At 67.1% G+C, this 14,001-nt stretch carries 11 protein-coding genes; 8 read left to right on the top strand and 3 right to left on the bottom strand.

Annotated features, from left to right (window positions below; translation table 11 throughout):
- Positions 1-82: 82 nt before the first annotated feature.
- Complete coding sequence (locus ACQEU1_RS39300; protein ID WP_433213926.1) at positions 83-979, top strand: DUF1963 domain-containing protein; 897 nt, start codon at positions 83-85, stop codon at positions 977-979.
- Positions 980-997: 18 nt separating this feature from the next.
- On the opposite strand, the gene ACQEU1_RS39295 is transcribed toward ACQEU1_RS39300, so the two are convergent.
- Together ACQEU1_RS39295 and ACQEU1_RS39290 are read right to left on the bottom strand one after the other, a co-directional pair.
- A complete protein-coding gene (locus ACQEU1_RS39295) occupies positions 998-1,531 on the bottom strand; it encodes a hypothetical protein (RefSeq protein WP_433213923.1) in 534 nt (177 codons plus the stop codon).
- A 63-nt stretch (positions 1,532-1,594) separates the two neighbouring features.
- Positions 1,595-7,387 (bottom strand): RHS repeat-associated core domain-containing protein, encoded by a 5,793-nt coding sequence (locus ACQEU1_RS39290; RefSeq protein WP_433213920.1) that lies wholly within the window; start codon positions 7,385-7,387, stop codon positions 1,595-1,597.
- A 452-nt stretch (positions 7,388-7,839) separates the two neighbouring features.
- On the opposite strand from ACQEU1_RS39290, the gene ACQEU1_RS39285 reads away from it, so the two are divergent.
- From ACQEU1_RS39285 to ACQEU1_RS39270, 4 genes are all read left to right on the top strand, one after another.
- Entirely contained in the window at positions 7,840-8,856 is a 1,017-nt protein-coding gene (locus ACQEU1_RS39285; protein ID WP_433213917.1) for a hypothetical protein, read from the top strand.
- A gap of 218 nt (positions 8,857-9,074) precedes the next feature.
- Entirely contained in the window at positions 9,075-9,530 is a 456-nt protein-coding gene (locus ACQEU1_RS39280) for a nuclear transport factor 2 family protein (RefSeq protein WP_433213914.1), read from the top strand.
- A gap of 38 nt (positions 9,531-9,568) precedes the next feature.
- Positions 9,569-10,180, top strand: a complete 612-nt coding sequence (locus ACQEU1_RS39275; protein WP_433213911.1) for a TetR/AcrR family transcriptional regulator — start codon at positions 9,569-9,571, stop codon at positions 10,178-10,180.
- A 230-nt stretch (positions 10,181-10,410) separates the two neighbouring features.
- Positions 10,411-11,262: an ANTAR domain-containing protein gene (locus ACQEU1_RS39270; RefSeq protein WP_433213908.1), complete on the top strand. Its 852-nt coding sequence runs from the start codon at positions 10,411-10,413 to the stop codon at positions 11,260-11,262.
- 53 nt (positions 11,263-11,315) lie between these two features.
- Here ACQEU1_RS39270 and ACQEU1_RS39265 read toward each other — a convergent pair whose 3' ends face one another.
- Entirely contained in the window at positions 11,316-11,885 is a 570-nt protein-coding gene (locus ACQEU1_RS39265; protein ID WP_433213905.1) for a hypothetical protein, read from the bottom strand.
- Positions 11,886-12,073: 188 nt separating this feature from the next.
- Between ACQEU1_RS39265 and ACQEU1_RS39260 the strand changes: the two genes are divergently transcribed.
- The 3 genes from ACQEU1_RS39260 (at position 12,074) to ACQEU1_RS39250 (ending at position 13,993) form a co-directional block, all read left to right on the top strand.
- Complete coding sequence (locus ACQEU1_RS39260; protein WP_433213902.1) at positions 12,074-12,850, top strand: ANTAR domain-containing protein; 777 nt, start codon at positions 12,074-12,076, stop codon at positions 12,848-12,850.
- 62 nt (positions 12,851-12,912) lie between these two features.
- Positions 12,913-13,314, top strand: a complete 402-nt coding sequence (locus tag ACQEU1_RS39255; protein ID WP_433213899.1) for a PASTA domain-containing protein — start codon at positions 12,913-12,915, stop codon at positions 13,312-13,314.
- Positions 13,315-13,390: 76 nt separating this feature from the next.
- Positions 13,391-13,993: a hypothetical protein gene (locus ACQEU1_RS39250; protein WP_433213896.1), complete on the top strand. Its 603-nt coding sequence runs from the start codon at positions 13,391-13,393 to the stop codon at positions 13,991-13,993.
- Positions 13,994-14,001 lie beyond the last annotated feature (8 nt).

Below are 14,001 nucleotides of genomic sequence, written 5' to 3'. Positions count from 1 at the left end.
CAGAGTTCTGGCACCCCACAGGTTCGTTGCGCTGGACCGGGGATGTGGTAGCGCTCCCACCGCTCTGCGATCATGTTGCGCCATGGATCGCTACGAACAGTTCCGCAGCGCGGCAATCGATCGAGGCATTCCCGAGGACGAGGTCGGCAGGTTCGCCGAGCACCTCCGGTTCGCGGTCTGGGCGTGGCCCGGCGAGGACGGGGAGCCGGCCGTCGGTCAGATGGGCGGCCTTCCCCGCTTACCGGTGGGCGTGCAGTGGCCGGGCGGCGAGTCGCCGTTGCCGTTCATCGGTTCCGTCGACTGCGCGGCTCTGCCGCGGGCCGAGGGGCTCGGTCTGCCGGCTGACGGATCGCTGTTGTTCTTCCTGCACCACGAGGAGGACATGGAGGAACATCCCTCTCCTGAGTACGCACATGTCTTGTACGTTCCCGCGGACGTGGAGACGGCCGTGGCGGCGCCGCCGGCTGACCACGACTCCAGGACGTTCTTCTGCGAGGACATTCCGTTCCTCATCCCCGAACAACGGATCACCGCACGGGTGCGGCCGGAACTGCCGGACTGGATCGAGGACCGCGACGTCCGGTTCGCGGCGGAGAACGTGAAGCAGCTGTTCGACGAGCTGAAGCACGTGGACCAGCTGTGCGAGATCGTCGGCGAGCTCTGGCCCGAGGGGGACGAGCGCTACCGCAGTCCGCTCCAGATCGGCGGGTACTGCCGCAACGTCGGCAGTTCGGACGACCCGCACACGCAGATGTCCTTCGACAGCGTCCGGAACGGGGCAGCGGGTTCGGACCTGTCGACCGATGAGCGGCGACGCCTGCAGCGCGAGGAGGAGCACCGGCTGGTCCGGGAATGGCTGCCTCTCGCCCAGTTCCCCACGCAGAGCGAGGTCTACTACGGGTGCTTCCTGCTCCGCGCAGAAGACCTGGCCGCGAAGCGCTTCGAGGACATGCGTTCCTACACGATGTTCACCGAGTAGGCAGGGCCGGGCCGACGATCAGGCGAAGTGACGACTCGGGTCGAAGCGGTCGTGCACGACGTCCTCCAGCACGTCGTGGAGCTTGCCGAGGAACTCCGGCAACGTGGTCGCCACGACCTTCGCCCGGGAGTCGGAGTTGTCGTACACACCGCTGCGGTCGACCCCGCTCGGCGGCAGCAGGTAGACCGGTGCGCCGGCGGGCAGGCCGAGTGCGAACAACGTGCCGCCCCCGTCGGACCCGAACGTCACGACGTCGACGGTCCCCGGCCCTTCCAGGCGAATCGGCTGCACACCTTGCAATCCGCTGATCGTGTGCTGGGCCGGCCACACCGCATAGCCGACGAACACGTTCATCAGCGACACCTCGGCCACGTGCCGGTAGAACTCGGCGAGCGGCGCGGGCAGCGCCTCCAGCCCTTCGGGTTCGCCCTCGGCGCGTTCGACACCGTTCTCGTAGGGCGGGAAGCCGAACTTCTCCTGGAAACCTGCCGTCATCCTGGTCGCCAGCTCGTTCATCGACGTCAGCCAACGCTCGTAGTCGAACACGTCCACCTGCAGCACCTTACTCGAGGAAACGGGGCGGGGAGGTCCACTTCGGACCTCCCCGCCGCATGATCACGGCCAGTACCAGTACGAACCGCTGAACTCCTCGTCGATGCGGCGCGCGAAGTCCTCGATCTGCGACCGGTTGGCGTTCGGGTTCTGCCTGCCGAAGTCGGCCCACCTGTTCGTGATGTCCTGGTGGTGGTTGTGCGCGCGGCTCTTCTGGGGCATGGCCGCGCTACTTCCGGGAACGCCTCGGATGTTGGACGGGGCGTCGAAGTCGAAGTCCTTGAACTCCGGGTGGTTGCGGTACTCCTGCGGGATGGCGTGGTGCGCGTCCCAGTCCTTCGGCAGCATGGGCTTGCCCTCGCGGTACAGCCAGGCGAAGTACCTTCCCCGGTAGTCCGACTTCAGCACGTGCGGTGCTTCCGGCGCCTTTTCCGGACCAGTCGAGCTGGAACTGCTGCTACTGCTCGAACTGCTGCTCGACGAGCTCTCGAACATCCCGCCGAGGCTCTCGGCGAACAGCGCCCCTCCACCGATGGCGATGCCGCCACCCGTGAGCACTCCGGCGAGGCCCAGCGCGCCGCCCGCGAGGCCGGGTGCGCACAGAACGCCTGTGCCACAGGCGACCGGCGCGGCCAGCAGCGGCGCGCTGACCACCGCCAAGGCACCGCCGCCGATCATCATGCCGGCCCCGCCGAGCATCCCGCCGATGTCGTCGATGTGGTCGCCGAGGTAGTCGAACGTGGCGTCGGCGGCATCGCCCACCGCGTTCGCGGCGTCACCGATGGCGTCACCGGTGTCGCAGATCCAGCCCCACGCCCAGCAGTGGCCGTCGATCTCCACCCGGCTGATCGGGTTGCCGCCGGCGAACGAGTACCGGTTGCCGGTCCACGCACTGGTTCCGAGCTGAAGATCCGCCAGTGCTCCGTTGTAGGTGTCGCGGCTGACGAACCTGTTCAGGCCGGGGTTGTAGTCCCGGAAGCCCATGTCGTAGCTGCCGGTGGTGCTGTCCCACCGCTTTCCGTTGAAGCGGTAGAAGTTGTACGGCTCCTTGCCCGGCTGCTGCGCGTCCGGCTTGTCGATGCCGGTGAACGACTCCTCGTCGTCCTTGCCGTACGCCGTGTAGCCGTAGGTGGACTTGGTGTTGCCGTTGTCGTCCGTCAGCAACTCGACGTCGGTGTGCGGGTTGTAGCCGAACTGCGCCTGCTCGGTGCCGCCATCGTCCTCGTGCGTGGTCTGCGACAGCCTCCGGCCGTTCGGGCTGTGCTGGTACGACTTCGTCAGCTTGCCGCCGAGCTGCTCGGTCAGCACCTCGGACGACAGGCCGAGGTAGGCGTAGTCGGTGGTCTTGCCGCCTTCGGTACGGGTGGTCGTGCGATCGATCGGGTCGTAGGCGAACGTGATCGTGACGAGGTCGGCGCTGCCGCTCTTGAGCTTCTGCTGCTCGGCGATCCGGTCGAAACCGTCGTAGCGGTACTTCTCGATCGTCTTCCCGAGCGCCGTCACCTTGTCCAGCCGGCCGAACGGGTCGTACGAATGCCGTGCCGTCTGACCGTCGACGGTCGCGGACGTGACCCTGTTGCGGTCGAAGGTGAACTTCGTGGTCTTGCCTTCGAGCGTCTGCTCGACGACGTTGCCGTTCGCGTCGTGGACGTACGACTCCGTCTCCAGCTCCTTGCCGGAGGCGTCGGACTTGACCTGCTTGCGCAGCCGGTTCACCGGGTCGAACTCGTAGGTCAGCGTGCGGTCGAGGTACGCCGAGTTGTTGTCGGCGTTCATCGTCTTCGCGATGTCCTTGGTGCGCTGGCCGTTCGCGTCGTAGGAGAGCGTGTGCTCGTTGACGAGCGTCCCGTCGGGCTTCTTCTCGGCGTAGTACCGCTGCATCCCGCTGAGGAAGTACTCGTAGCCGACGACGTTGCCGTTGGCCTTGGTCTCCTTCAGCAACTGCCGACGTGCGTCGTACTCGAACGTCGCCACCTGTGCTTCGGCGCCCGGCGTGCGGCCCGTGTTGGTCACCTTGGTGACCAGGTTGCGGACGTCGTACTCGAACGACGACGACTGCGTCGAGTGCTCGCGGGTCTTCGGGTTGCCGTCGGCGTCGTAGGTGTAGCTGGTGACCTTGTTCCCGGTGGTTCCCGAGCCGATCTCCTCGACCTGCTTGATCTGGTCGAGCCCGGTGTAGGTGACCGCGTACCTGCTGACCTTCGCCGCCGAGCTGCTGTCGGTCATCTCGACGAGGTTGTCGTTGGCGTCGTAGGAGAAGCCGAACGTCTTCTGCTCGTCGTCGGTCTCACCGCTGCCGTCGCGGACGACCTTGACGGCGTCCGCGACGACGGTGCCGTTCGCCTGGTTCGACAGCGTGACCTTCTTGACCGCGTCCTCGGTGAAGCCGAAGCTGCCGAGCGACACCCACTGCCCCGGTTGCTGGGTCTGGTCGACCTGCTTCGTCTCGGTGCCGCCGTCGTGTTCCACCGCGTAGGAGGCGTTCTTCGCGGTGGCCGTGGCGGTGTAGCGGACGAACACCTCGTACCTACCGGTCCGCGGCACGTCGACCAGCCAGCTGAACGTGTCGCCGCCGTTGCCCGCGTTGTGCGTCCGGTAGTCGAAGCCCTCGTGATCACCGCCCGCCGCACCCGCCGTGCCCCACTCGCCCTCGAGCTCGACCGCCTGGTCGGAGTTGTCGACGACGAGCACGTCCTTGCCCACCGGGACGCCGTCGTCCTTGCGGGACAACTGCTTGCCGTCCGGGGTGTACTCCCACTCCATCGACCTGGTGGACGAACCACCCGCCGCGGTGAGCACGCGCCTGGTCTGCTTGCCGATGGAGTTGTACTCGTAGCCGGCGGTGATGTTCCAGGGGGCGACGGACGACTTCAGCCAGCCGTTGTCGAAGTAGGTGTTCGTCGTGACGTTGCGGACCGTCTGGCCCGCCGACGGCGGCGCGCTGGTCTCGACGACGTTGCCGACCTCGTCGTAGCCGTAGAGCGTGCGGTCCGGCGTCTTGACCCGGGCGTCGTCCTCGTCGAACGGCGCGAGCTTCTCCTTGACCCGGTTCAGCTCGTCGTAGATCACCTGCTCGGTGAAGTCGTCCGGGTCGTCCTCGGTCTCGACACCCCTCGGCGTGATCGTCTTCGTCCTGTTGCCGACGGCGTCGTACTCGAACCGGCTGATCCGCTCGACGTTCGCATCGTGTGGCGTGCGGACCTCGCGCACCATCGCGCGTTCGTCCAGCACGCGCACGGTCCTGTTGCCGTTCTGGTCGACCGCGGCCAGCACGTTGCCGTCGCGGTCGTACTCGGACCGCGTGCTGTGGCCGGCCGCGTCGATCACCTTGGTGACGCGGTGGTTGAGGTCGAACTCTGACCTGGACGTTCTGCCGAGCGCACTCGTCTCGGCGACCACGTTGCCCACGACGTCGTACGCGGTGGTCGAGCGGTCACCGGTCGCCAGGGTCGTCGCGACCAGCCGGTTGAGCTGGTCGTAGGCGAAGGTGGTGGCGAAGTCCCTGTCGTCGTTCCTGGTCAGCGTGCCTTCGGGCGCGGTGTCCTTGACCAGGTTGCCGACCGCGTCGTACTCGTAGGTCGACATCTTCACCTTGCCGGTGGCGCTGTCCTTCGGTGCCGTGACGGACGTGATCTCGTCCATCGCGCCGTAGCTCGCGGTCGAGACCGCGCCGTTCGGAGCGGTCCTCACCAGAACGTTGTCGTTCTGGTCGTAGCGCGGTCCCGGCGTGACGATGAACTTCCCGGCGGCGGCGTCCTGCGGGACCCTGGTGGTGCCCGGCCGCTTGAAGATGTCGTAGGTGTAGTTACTGGTCTTCTGCCTGGCGTCGGTGAGAGACACGACGTTGCCGACGACGTCGTAGGCCGTCGTGGTGACGCACCCGAGCGCGTCGATCGACCGCCGCGGGTAGCCGGTCGGGTCGAAGTCCTCGAACCGGTTCGCGTGGCCGTTGGCGTCGGTCGCGACCTCGAGCTGACCGAACTCGTCGTACTCGTTCTTGCTGACGAACCCCTTCGGGTCGGTGAGCGACGTCAGGTTGCCCCTGTCGTCGTGCCCGAACGTCCACTTGCGACCTTCCGGCGTGGTCTTCTCGGAGAGCTCGGCGGTGTACCCGTCGAGCTTCGTCCGGTAGCCCAGCTTCGTCGGCGCGGTGTCGTGGACGTTCGCCTCGGCGTCCCTGATCTCCAGCGGGTAGCCGGTCTTGGGGTCGTACTTCCACGTCGTCGTCGCGCCGTTGTGCTCGCGCATCAACCGGACGTTGTTGTCGTCGTCCCAGGCGAGGTCGGTCACCTCGCCCTTGGCGTTGGTCTGTTTGACGGGCCTGCCGAAGCCGTCCAGGAGGAGCGTCGTGCCGTTGCGGTTCTGGTCGGTGACCGTGGACGACACGGACTCACCGGCACGGCCGTCGGGGTCGCTGTAGGTGAACGCGACGGCGTGCCCGCGGCGGTCGACGAGCTCCTGCACCCGGTTGCGCCGAAAGCGGTCGTCCTGGTCCTCGTAGTACTTGACCTGGGTGCCGCGGCCGAGCGCGTCGTTGACCCGCACCAGCTTCGAGTCGTGGTCGCGCGGATCGGCGTAGAAGAGCGAGACGATCTTCTGCCCCGGCGTGTCCGCGCCGTCCACGACCTCCTGCAACTGGCCGCGGTCGCTGTAGGCGAACGTGGTCCGGCGGCCGCTGATGTCGGTGATCGAGCGCAGCTGGCTGGTGATCGAGGTGTTCGTCAGGTTCTTCCCGAACACCTTGACGTCGTCGGCGAAGGAGAAGAAGTCGTCACCGCGCTGGTAGTAGTCCAGCGTGAGCACCCGGCGGCCGGTCGCGTCGGTGATCTCGGTGAGCACACCGGTGTTGCGGTTGCCGTGTGTGGTGCGGACGTAGGTGAACTTCAGCTCGTTGTCGTTCTTGTCGGCGATCGCGGTCTGATAGCCGTCGGCGTCGAAGAAGTTCCGCGTGCTGTCCGGATGCGTCATCACCCAGGTGCGGGACTTGTCGTCACCGCCGGCGCGTGCGAGGCGCAAATGCACTCCGGCCGGGCTGTCGTACGTCCACTTCTTCTTGTCGTTGCTGCCGTTCTTGTTCAGGTCGAACCAGTGGCTGGTGCCGTCACCGTCGATCAGGGTGATCTTCGCGGGGTGGTCCGGGTCGCTGAGCAACGGCCGGTGGAACTGCAGCGGCGAGCCGAGCCGGTGCAGGCTCGACGTGGTGAGCGACCAGCCGGTGCCGAGGTAGGAGTTCGAGCTGTCGAGGCTGTTGTAGTTGAGCCGGACGAACGTGCTCAGACCGCGGTTCGGGTTGGTGTAGGCGTTGACACCCACGACGGCGTTGCCCGAGTACTGGTTCACCGTCGCGGACCAGCCGGTACCGGCGTTGGTCCCGTTGTACTGGTAGAACTTCTCCAGCCCGAGCTGGTCGGAGGTCGGGTACTCGGCGGTGACCTGCTGACTCAGCGTCGGCACCTCGGCGGTCTCCGAGAGCCACTTGTCCGTGCGCTTGTCGCGCAGGTCCCAGTCCAGCACGAAGGATTCACGCTGGTTGCCCAGGTCGGTGCTGATCGGCGCCTTGACAGTCGCCTGCGTCGTGACGGACTGGCCCGGCGCGACGTCGTTCGGCAGCGCCGTGTCCGCGCGGTTGGACGGCTTCGTGTAGTCCGTGCCGTCCGGCAGTTTCCAGTGGTAGGAAAGGACGAAGTGCGCTTTGGGCAACGGCGTCGCGGTCGTGTTGGTCACCTTGACCTCGACCCAGTACTCCTCACCCGGAATCATCCGTTGCGGAGTGAGCAGAGCCGAGTAGGCGGACGGGGTGTCCTCGGCGGATTGCGGCGCACGGGGCGCGGGCGCACCGACGTCCGCTCTCCTCACGTCGGCTGATTTCGTTGTGGAGCAACGAATTTGTGAGCGCAGCGCCGCTGTCTGCTGTTCGCTTCGAGCCACGGCCGGTGCCGCCTGGGCCGGCGTGCCCGACGCGAGCAGCGCGGCCAGCAGAGTGATCGTTCCGAGTTTCCGGACTGTCCCCACAGTCAACCTCCCCCTACGCGCGCCAAGGGGAGCAGCCGAGCACACGCCGTCAGCACATGGTTGTGCGACAAGCGTTTCAGCCACGAAGCCCGGATTCCCCAACCCGGGCACAACAGTCATCTCCCCCAGCAAGCACCATCAACGGTAGAGATACCACCAATGCCCGCCATCCGCCGTTCGGCGCAATCCACCCGTGCGGCGTTGCGCACCTCGCCGCAACCGGGCCACCATCGAACCACAGCACAAGGGGGAAGTGTCCACTGTGGATACTTCGTGCTCTGATCCTGGGGGTCAAGGTGATTCGCAGAGTTCTGGCCGTCGGTTTGACGGTGCTCGCACTCGGTTCGGCGGCTACCGCCGCACAGGCGACGGGTGACGACCCGCTGCCGTTGCCCGGCTTCGGCGACCTCGTCGTGGACGACGCGCAGGAGCGCGTGTTCGTCAGCGGCGGGAGTTCCTCGAACAGCGTCGTCGTGGTCGACGAGCACGGACGCCTGAAGAAGAAGATCGACAACCAGTTCGGCGCCACCGGCCTCGTGCTGAGCGAGGACGGCAAGACGCTCTACGTGGCGCAGGCGGCGGGCGACGCGATCTCCGCCGTCGACACCACGACCTTCGCGGAGAAGGCGCGCTACGCCACGGGAGCGCGGACCTGTCCGACGCACCTCGCCCGCACCGGCACCGTGGTGTGGTTCGGCTACGGCTGCGAGGACGAGTGGAGCGGCGGGGTCGGCAAGCTCGACGTCGCCGCCGCCACACCGGTGAGCCTCGACGAGCAGGGTGACGTCCTGTTCCAGAGCGCACCGCTGGTCACCTCGGCCGGCACGACCGTGGTGGCGAGCCAGCTCATCACCAGCCTGACCAGCGTGCACGTCTACCAGGCCGGCTCGGACGGCAAGCTGGAGCCGGGCGCGTCCGGTGACGTCGCCGGTGGCAACCTGACCGACGTCGCGCTCAGCCCAGACGGCACGAGCGCTTACACCGCATCGGGTTCACGCACGCAGGTGCAGGGCTTCGCGACCGTGGACCTGTCCGGCAGGGGTTCCTACAGCACCGGGCCGTACCCGAACGCGGTCGCCGCCTCACCGACGACCCAGCACATCGCCACGGGCGCCTACACCACCAGGAACAAGGCCGTCACGGTCTTCCCGCTCGGCGGCACGGTACCGGTGAAGTCCTACGACCTCGACGGCTCGGTGCTCGCGAACCGCGGCCTGGCGTGGTCCGCCGACGCCAAGCGGCTCTACGCGGTCCTGCAGGGCCCGGCCGATTCCCGGCCACGGCTGGAGGTGTTCTCCCGCCCCCTGAGCTGACCCCACGCGCCCCGCCTGGCCTGGTGCCCGGCGGGGTTCCCCAGTAGCGATCAGCCAGTTTCCGTGAACTGCACGGCGACAGCGTCACATCAATCAAGAAGTCGTTGCCGCGTCTCGAGTCTGTCAGCGGCTGCACGTTGCCCTTTGCGACAACCTGTCGTAACGTTTACGACAGGTTGTCGCAAAAGTTGCTGCAGCCGACCGTCAGGGAGGAACCCATGGGCACCGCGAGTGATCGAGCCGAGATCATCGAGCTGATCAGCAACTACGCCACCATCTCGGACCGGCGGGAGTTCACGACGCTGCCCGCCAGGACGTTCACCGACGAGCTCACGGTCGACTTCTCCAGCGTGGCAGGCACTCCAGTGATGACGATCCCGCTGAGCGCCTACGTGCAGAGCCTGAGCGGAACGTTCTCCGCGTTCAAGGCGACGCACCACGCCATCACCGGGCACGTCGTCGAGGTCGACGGTGACACCGCCAAGGTCCGCGCCCACGTCCGTGCCGAGCACTGGTTCCCGGACGAGGTCGCCGCGCCGTGCTGGCTGGTCGTCGGCTTCTACGACAACGAGGCGGTCCGCACTCCCGACGGGTGGAGGCTCAACCGCGTCAAGCTGACCGCGACCCACCAGGAGAACGCGCCGCGACTGGCGGACCTGTCCACCGCAGAATAGGCGGCAGCAGGACGTCCAGGAGCGAGGAGAACGATCAGATGCCGCGGATCCGAGCCGCCACCATCGAGGAACACCACGAGATGGTGTGGGCCGACCTCACCGAGGCGATGCGACACCTGCTCCTCGAACGCGACTACGACTCGATCAACATGGGCCACATCGCGGCCCAGGCCGGCCTCGCCCGCAACACCCTCTACAACTACGCCAAGGACAAGCGATCGCTGGTCCTGGAACTCGCCCGGCGAGCAAGCCGGCCGTTGGTCGAACTGGTGAGCACGATCGCGGCGCGCTCGTCCGATTCCGCCGCGAACCGGCTGGCGGAGATCGTCGAAGCGGTTCTGACCGCGTCCACGAACCCCGAGATGGGGTTGATGTTCCTCCCGAACGCCACTTCTCTGGTCGCCGAATTCCAGGCGGGATCGGAGAACCCGTTCACCACGATCGGGGCCGAGGTGGAGGCGGTCATCCGAGACGGCCTGGCCAAAGGCGAGTTCCGAGCTGTCGACGACGTGCAGCTCGTCGTTGAGCTGCTCTCCGGTGCCATGACCGCGGCCAGCAGTCGCGTGAGCCGGGCCCCTTCCACCCTCTCGATCACTGTCCGCGCAGCTCAGCACGTCGTTCTGGCATCGCTGGCCCCCAACGGAGACTGACCCCGGCTCTGAACGGGTATGGCGGAGAAAGCCGAACTTGATCGTCACGCCGAGAATGGGATCAACATTCGCGGGGTATAGATGGTCTACCGCGTTCGCGCGCGGTAGACCATCTTCGGGTGGTCCGCCGGTGCCGGCGGGAGGCGGTTGAACATCCAGCGGCCCTCCGCCGGCACCGGTCGCGTTTTCGAGCCCGTGTCGGGCCGAGGCCTCTTGATCATCGTCGTAGGATGCGCTGGTGCGTCAAGCAGTCGGCGCCGTGGATTCCACCGACGAACACGGAGTACCGCGGCATGGCCGATCGATTGGACGCGCCTGAGCTGTCGAGTTCCTCTGAGGAGGAAGATCAGCCGGACCAGCTGAGCCGCCTCGAGGAGACCACGGACGCGCTCGTGCTGCTGCGCAACGTCGTCACCGGAGAGGAGACTCTGGACGAGGCGTTGTCGAAACTGGCTGAGACGGCGAAGAACGCCATCGCCGACGCGGACGCCGTGACGGTGTCCGTGATCGCGGCCCGGCGCCCCCGCACCGCCGCGACGACCGACGAGCGGCTAGCCCAGGTCGACGAGGAGCAGTACGGCTCCAACCGCGGCCCCTGTCTGGAGTCCGCGCGCACGCTCACCGCCGTTCGCGCCATCGTCGGCGAGAACCGCGACGTGTGGCCGGAGTTCGAGGACGCGGCGGCCAGGCACGGAGTCCACGCCTACCTGTCGATTCCGGTGGTCCTCGCGGCGGCGGATCAGCGCGACGACGCCGAACACGTCGGTTCGCTCAACCTGTACAGCCTCACACCGGACGCGTTCGATCCGTTCGACGAGGGCCTCATGCGCCTGTTCACCACGGCGGCTTGCGCCATCATCGCCGATGCGCGCAGACGGCAGCACTCCCAGGAGCAGGTGCAGAACATGGAGCAGGCCCTCGCCTCACGGGCTGTCATCGAGCAGGCCAAGGGTGTGCTGATGGCTGTGCACGGCTGCACGGAGCAAGAAGCGTTCACGATGCTGGTCGAGAGATCCCAGCACCAGAACGTCAAGTTGCGCGACATCGCGAGGGCGTTGCTCTCCTCGATCAAGAACTCGTAGCACCCGCCGAGCAGGTCGACGCTCTTCGGAATGCTTCACGGGCGCGCGCAGCCTCACCGGATGCCGGTTCGGTTCTGCAACGCCCCGACCTTCGTCCCGTACAAGAAGAACACCGCCATGAACACCTCGATCTGTTGCTGCGACGTGAGTCCGTGGAGGTCCACCGCGACCTCCGTGTCCCGCACGTCCGCGGCCTGCGCGAGCCGCTGGTTGAACACCGCTCGGGCGATGTTCTGGCTGTGTTCGTCCACGTCCGCGTGGAAGAGCCGGCGAAGATCGCAGTCGTGCGGTAACGGGCGGTGAACGAGCTCGGCGGGGTAGCGAGCGTTCACGACGCGGGCAGCGGTGTTGAGCGTGTGAGCGACGAGCGACGGCCCTTGGGCGAAGTGGTCGACCAGGGCGACCAGTTCCTCGAGGCTCGCGACGTCCTCCTCGATGCTGACCGGTGTGCTGGTGTCGAGGTCGAGCCGTTCCATCGCCATGGCGACGTTCGCCAGGACCTGGTCGGGGTCGACGATCAACCGGTCGCCGACGTGAATGCTCGCGCGGTGGTGGTGCGGGTCGAGCAACTCCCGCGTGTCGCGGCCGAGGCGCGCATCCCCCGGTCCATCGTGGTCGATCATCACCCGCATCACATTCCCATTCGCGGGTGGGCACAACCGTCCTTTCACGAACGGACGACACCGCCGGTCCTGTTCGACTCCACCGCAGGCCAGTGCACGCGGACCTCACCGGCCCCGTACGATGCTCCGAACGCGCGTCAAGCAGCCGGCGCCGCCGACTCCGATTCCTGACGAAGGGGCACCGCGGAATGGCCGGCCACGCGAACCCAGCACCCGTGCCGCCGAGCGGCGACCGCCCGGATCCTCTGACGCGCCTCGACGAGACGGCCGCCGCTCTCGACGCTCTGCGCGAGGCCTTCACCGGCGAGGAGCCTCTCGACGAGGCGTTGCAGCGCTTGGCGGAGACCGCGGCCAGAGCGATTCCCGACGCTGACGCGGTGACCGTCTCCGTGATGGCGGACGACCAGCACCGCCTGGCAGCGACCACGGACGCCGCCCTCGCCGACATCGACGAGAAGCAGCACAGCGCCGGCCGGGGGCCGAGCCTGGAGTCCGCGCGGGTGCTCGAAGTGGTGCGGGCGGCTGTCGGCGAGCACCGCGAACGGTGGCCGGAGTTCGAGGCGGCAGCCAGCGAACGGGGCGTCCGCGCGTATCTGTCGGTCCCGGTGGTGCTTCCGGCAACGGACGGCACCGGGGCACGCCACATCGGATCGTTGAGCGTCTACAGCTGTACCGAAACGGCCTTCGATCCGTTCGACGCGGGGCTCCTGCGCCTGTTCACCACCGCCGCATCCGCCGCGATCACCAGCTCACAACGGTGGCAGCGCTCCCAGCGGCAGGTCGAACAACTGGAGCGGGCACTCAACTCCCGGGCGGTGATCGACCAGGCGAAGGGAGTGCTCATGGCGGTGCACGCGTGCACCGCCGACGAAGCGTTCGCAAAGCTGGTGCACAGCTCCCAACGCGACAACGTCAAGCTCCGCGTCGTGGCCGCGAACCTGCTGGCGTCCGTGGCTCGGCCCTGACACCACCTCTCCGTCGAGTGACACCGCGTAACACGATCTTGGCGGGTTGCGACAGGCCACACATGCGCATTGCCGTTGCCGTCCTTCTGCTGTTGCTCACCGCCACCGCGTGTGGAACCCCGCCGTCCTCGACGACCGCCGGGAGCACGCCCACACCACCGGCAGCGACCACCGCCGCGCCGATCCAGACGACGGCGCCGGCCGCGTCGACCACGGCCGCGCCCGCGCCCGCACCGGCCGCCAAGACCTGCACCGTCCCCAACGTCGTCGGCATGATCCACCAGACCGCGCAGGACACCATGCAGAAGGCCGGCCTGTTCTTCCTGACCGAGGAAGACGCCAGCGGCCAGGGCCGGCTGCTCATCAACGACCGCAACTGGAAGACCACGAAGCAGAACGTGGCGGCCGGCACGATCGTCGACTGCAACACGAAGATCCTCCTGTCCGCCGAAAAGATCGACTAGCAGCCCGGCGTTCAGCTCCGCGGCAAGTCAGGTGACTCGTTGTAACAATGCCGAGGTCACCCGCGACAGGCCGACCATGCGTTTCGTTCCCGCCCTGGCCCTGCTCGTCACGTTGGTAGCGGGGTGCGCCGCCGCACCAGTAGCGTCGACCTCTTCGTCGTCTGTTCCGAACCCGAGTCCCAGCCCAGCGCCGACCTCGACGTCGACGGCCGCACCGAGCCCGAGCCTGACTCCGCAGGGGTTCATCCCGAAGAAGATCGGCGAACAGGGCGGCCTGAACTGCCAGACCGAAGCGTCGTGCGGGCTGAAGTTCGTGGTGGAACGCATCGAGACCAACCCCGCCTGCGGCCAGTACGGCACGAAAGCCGACGCAGGCAGCAAGACGGTCGTGCTGCACGTGTCGATGTCGACCGGCGAACTAAGTCAGGACCAGAGCTTCTACGCTGCCGGGATCTTCAACCCGTTCTCGATGAAGGGCATCAGTCCGGACGGCTTCGTCCACGACGCCAAGCCGGGCTCCTGTCTGGACTTCACCGGCGCCATGCCGAACCAGATCCTGCCGAACTCGAAGTACTCCGGCCATGTCGAGGTCGTCCTGCCGGAGTCGGTTACCTCAATCGCCTCCGCTTCCACCGGGACGGGCAGCAAGAGTCGAGGCTGGGTGTGGCCGATCAGCTGAGATGAGCA

The sequence above is a fragment of the Lentzea sp. CA-135723 genome (genome assembly GCF_050936595.1).
Taxonomy (GTDB): domain Bacteria; phylum Actinomycetota; class Actinomycetes; order Mycobacteriales; family Pseudonocardiaceae; genus Lentzea.
This window is presented reverse-complemented; position numbering and strand designations above follow the sequence as displayed.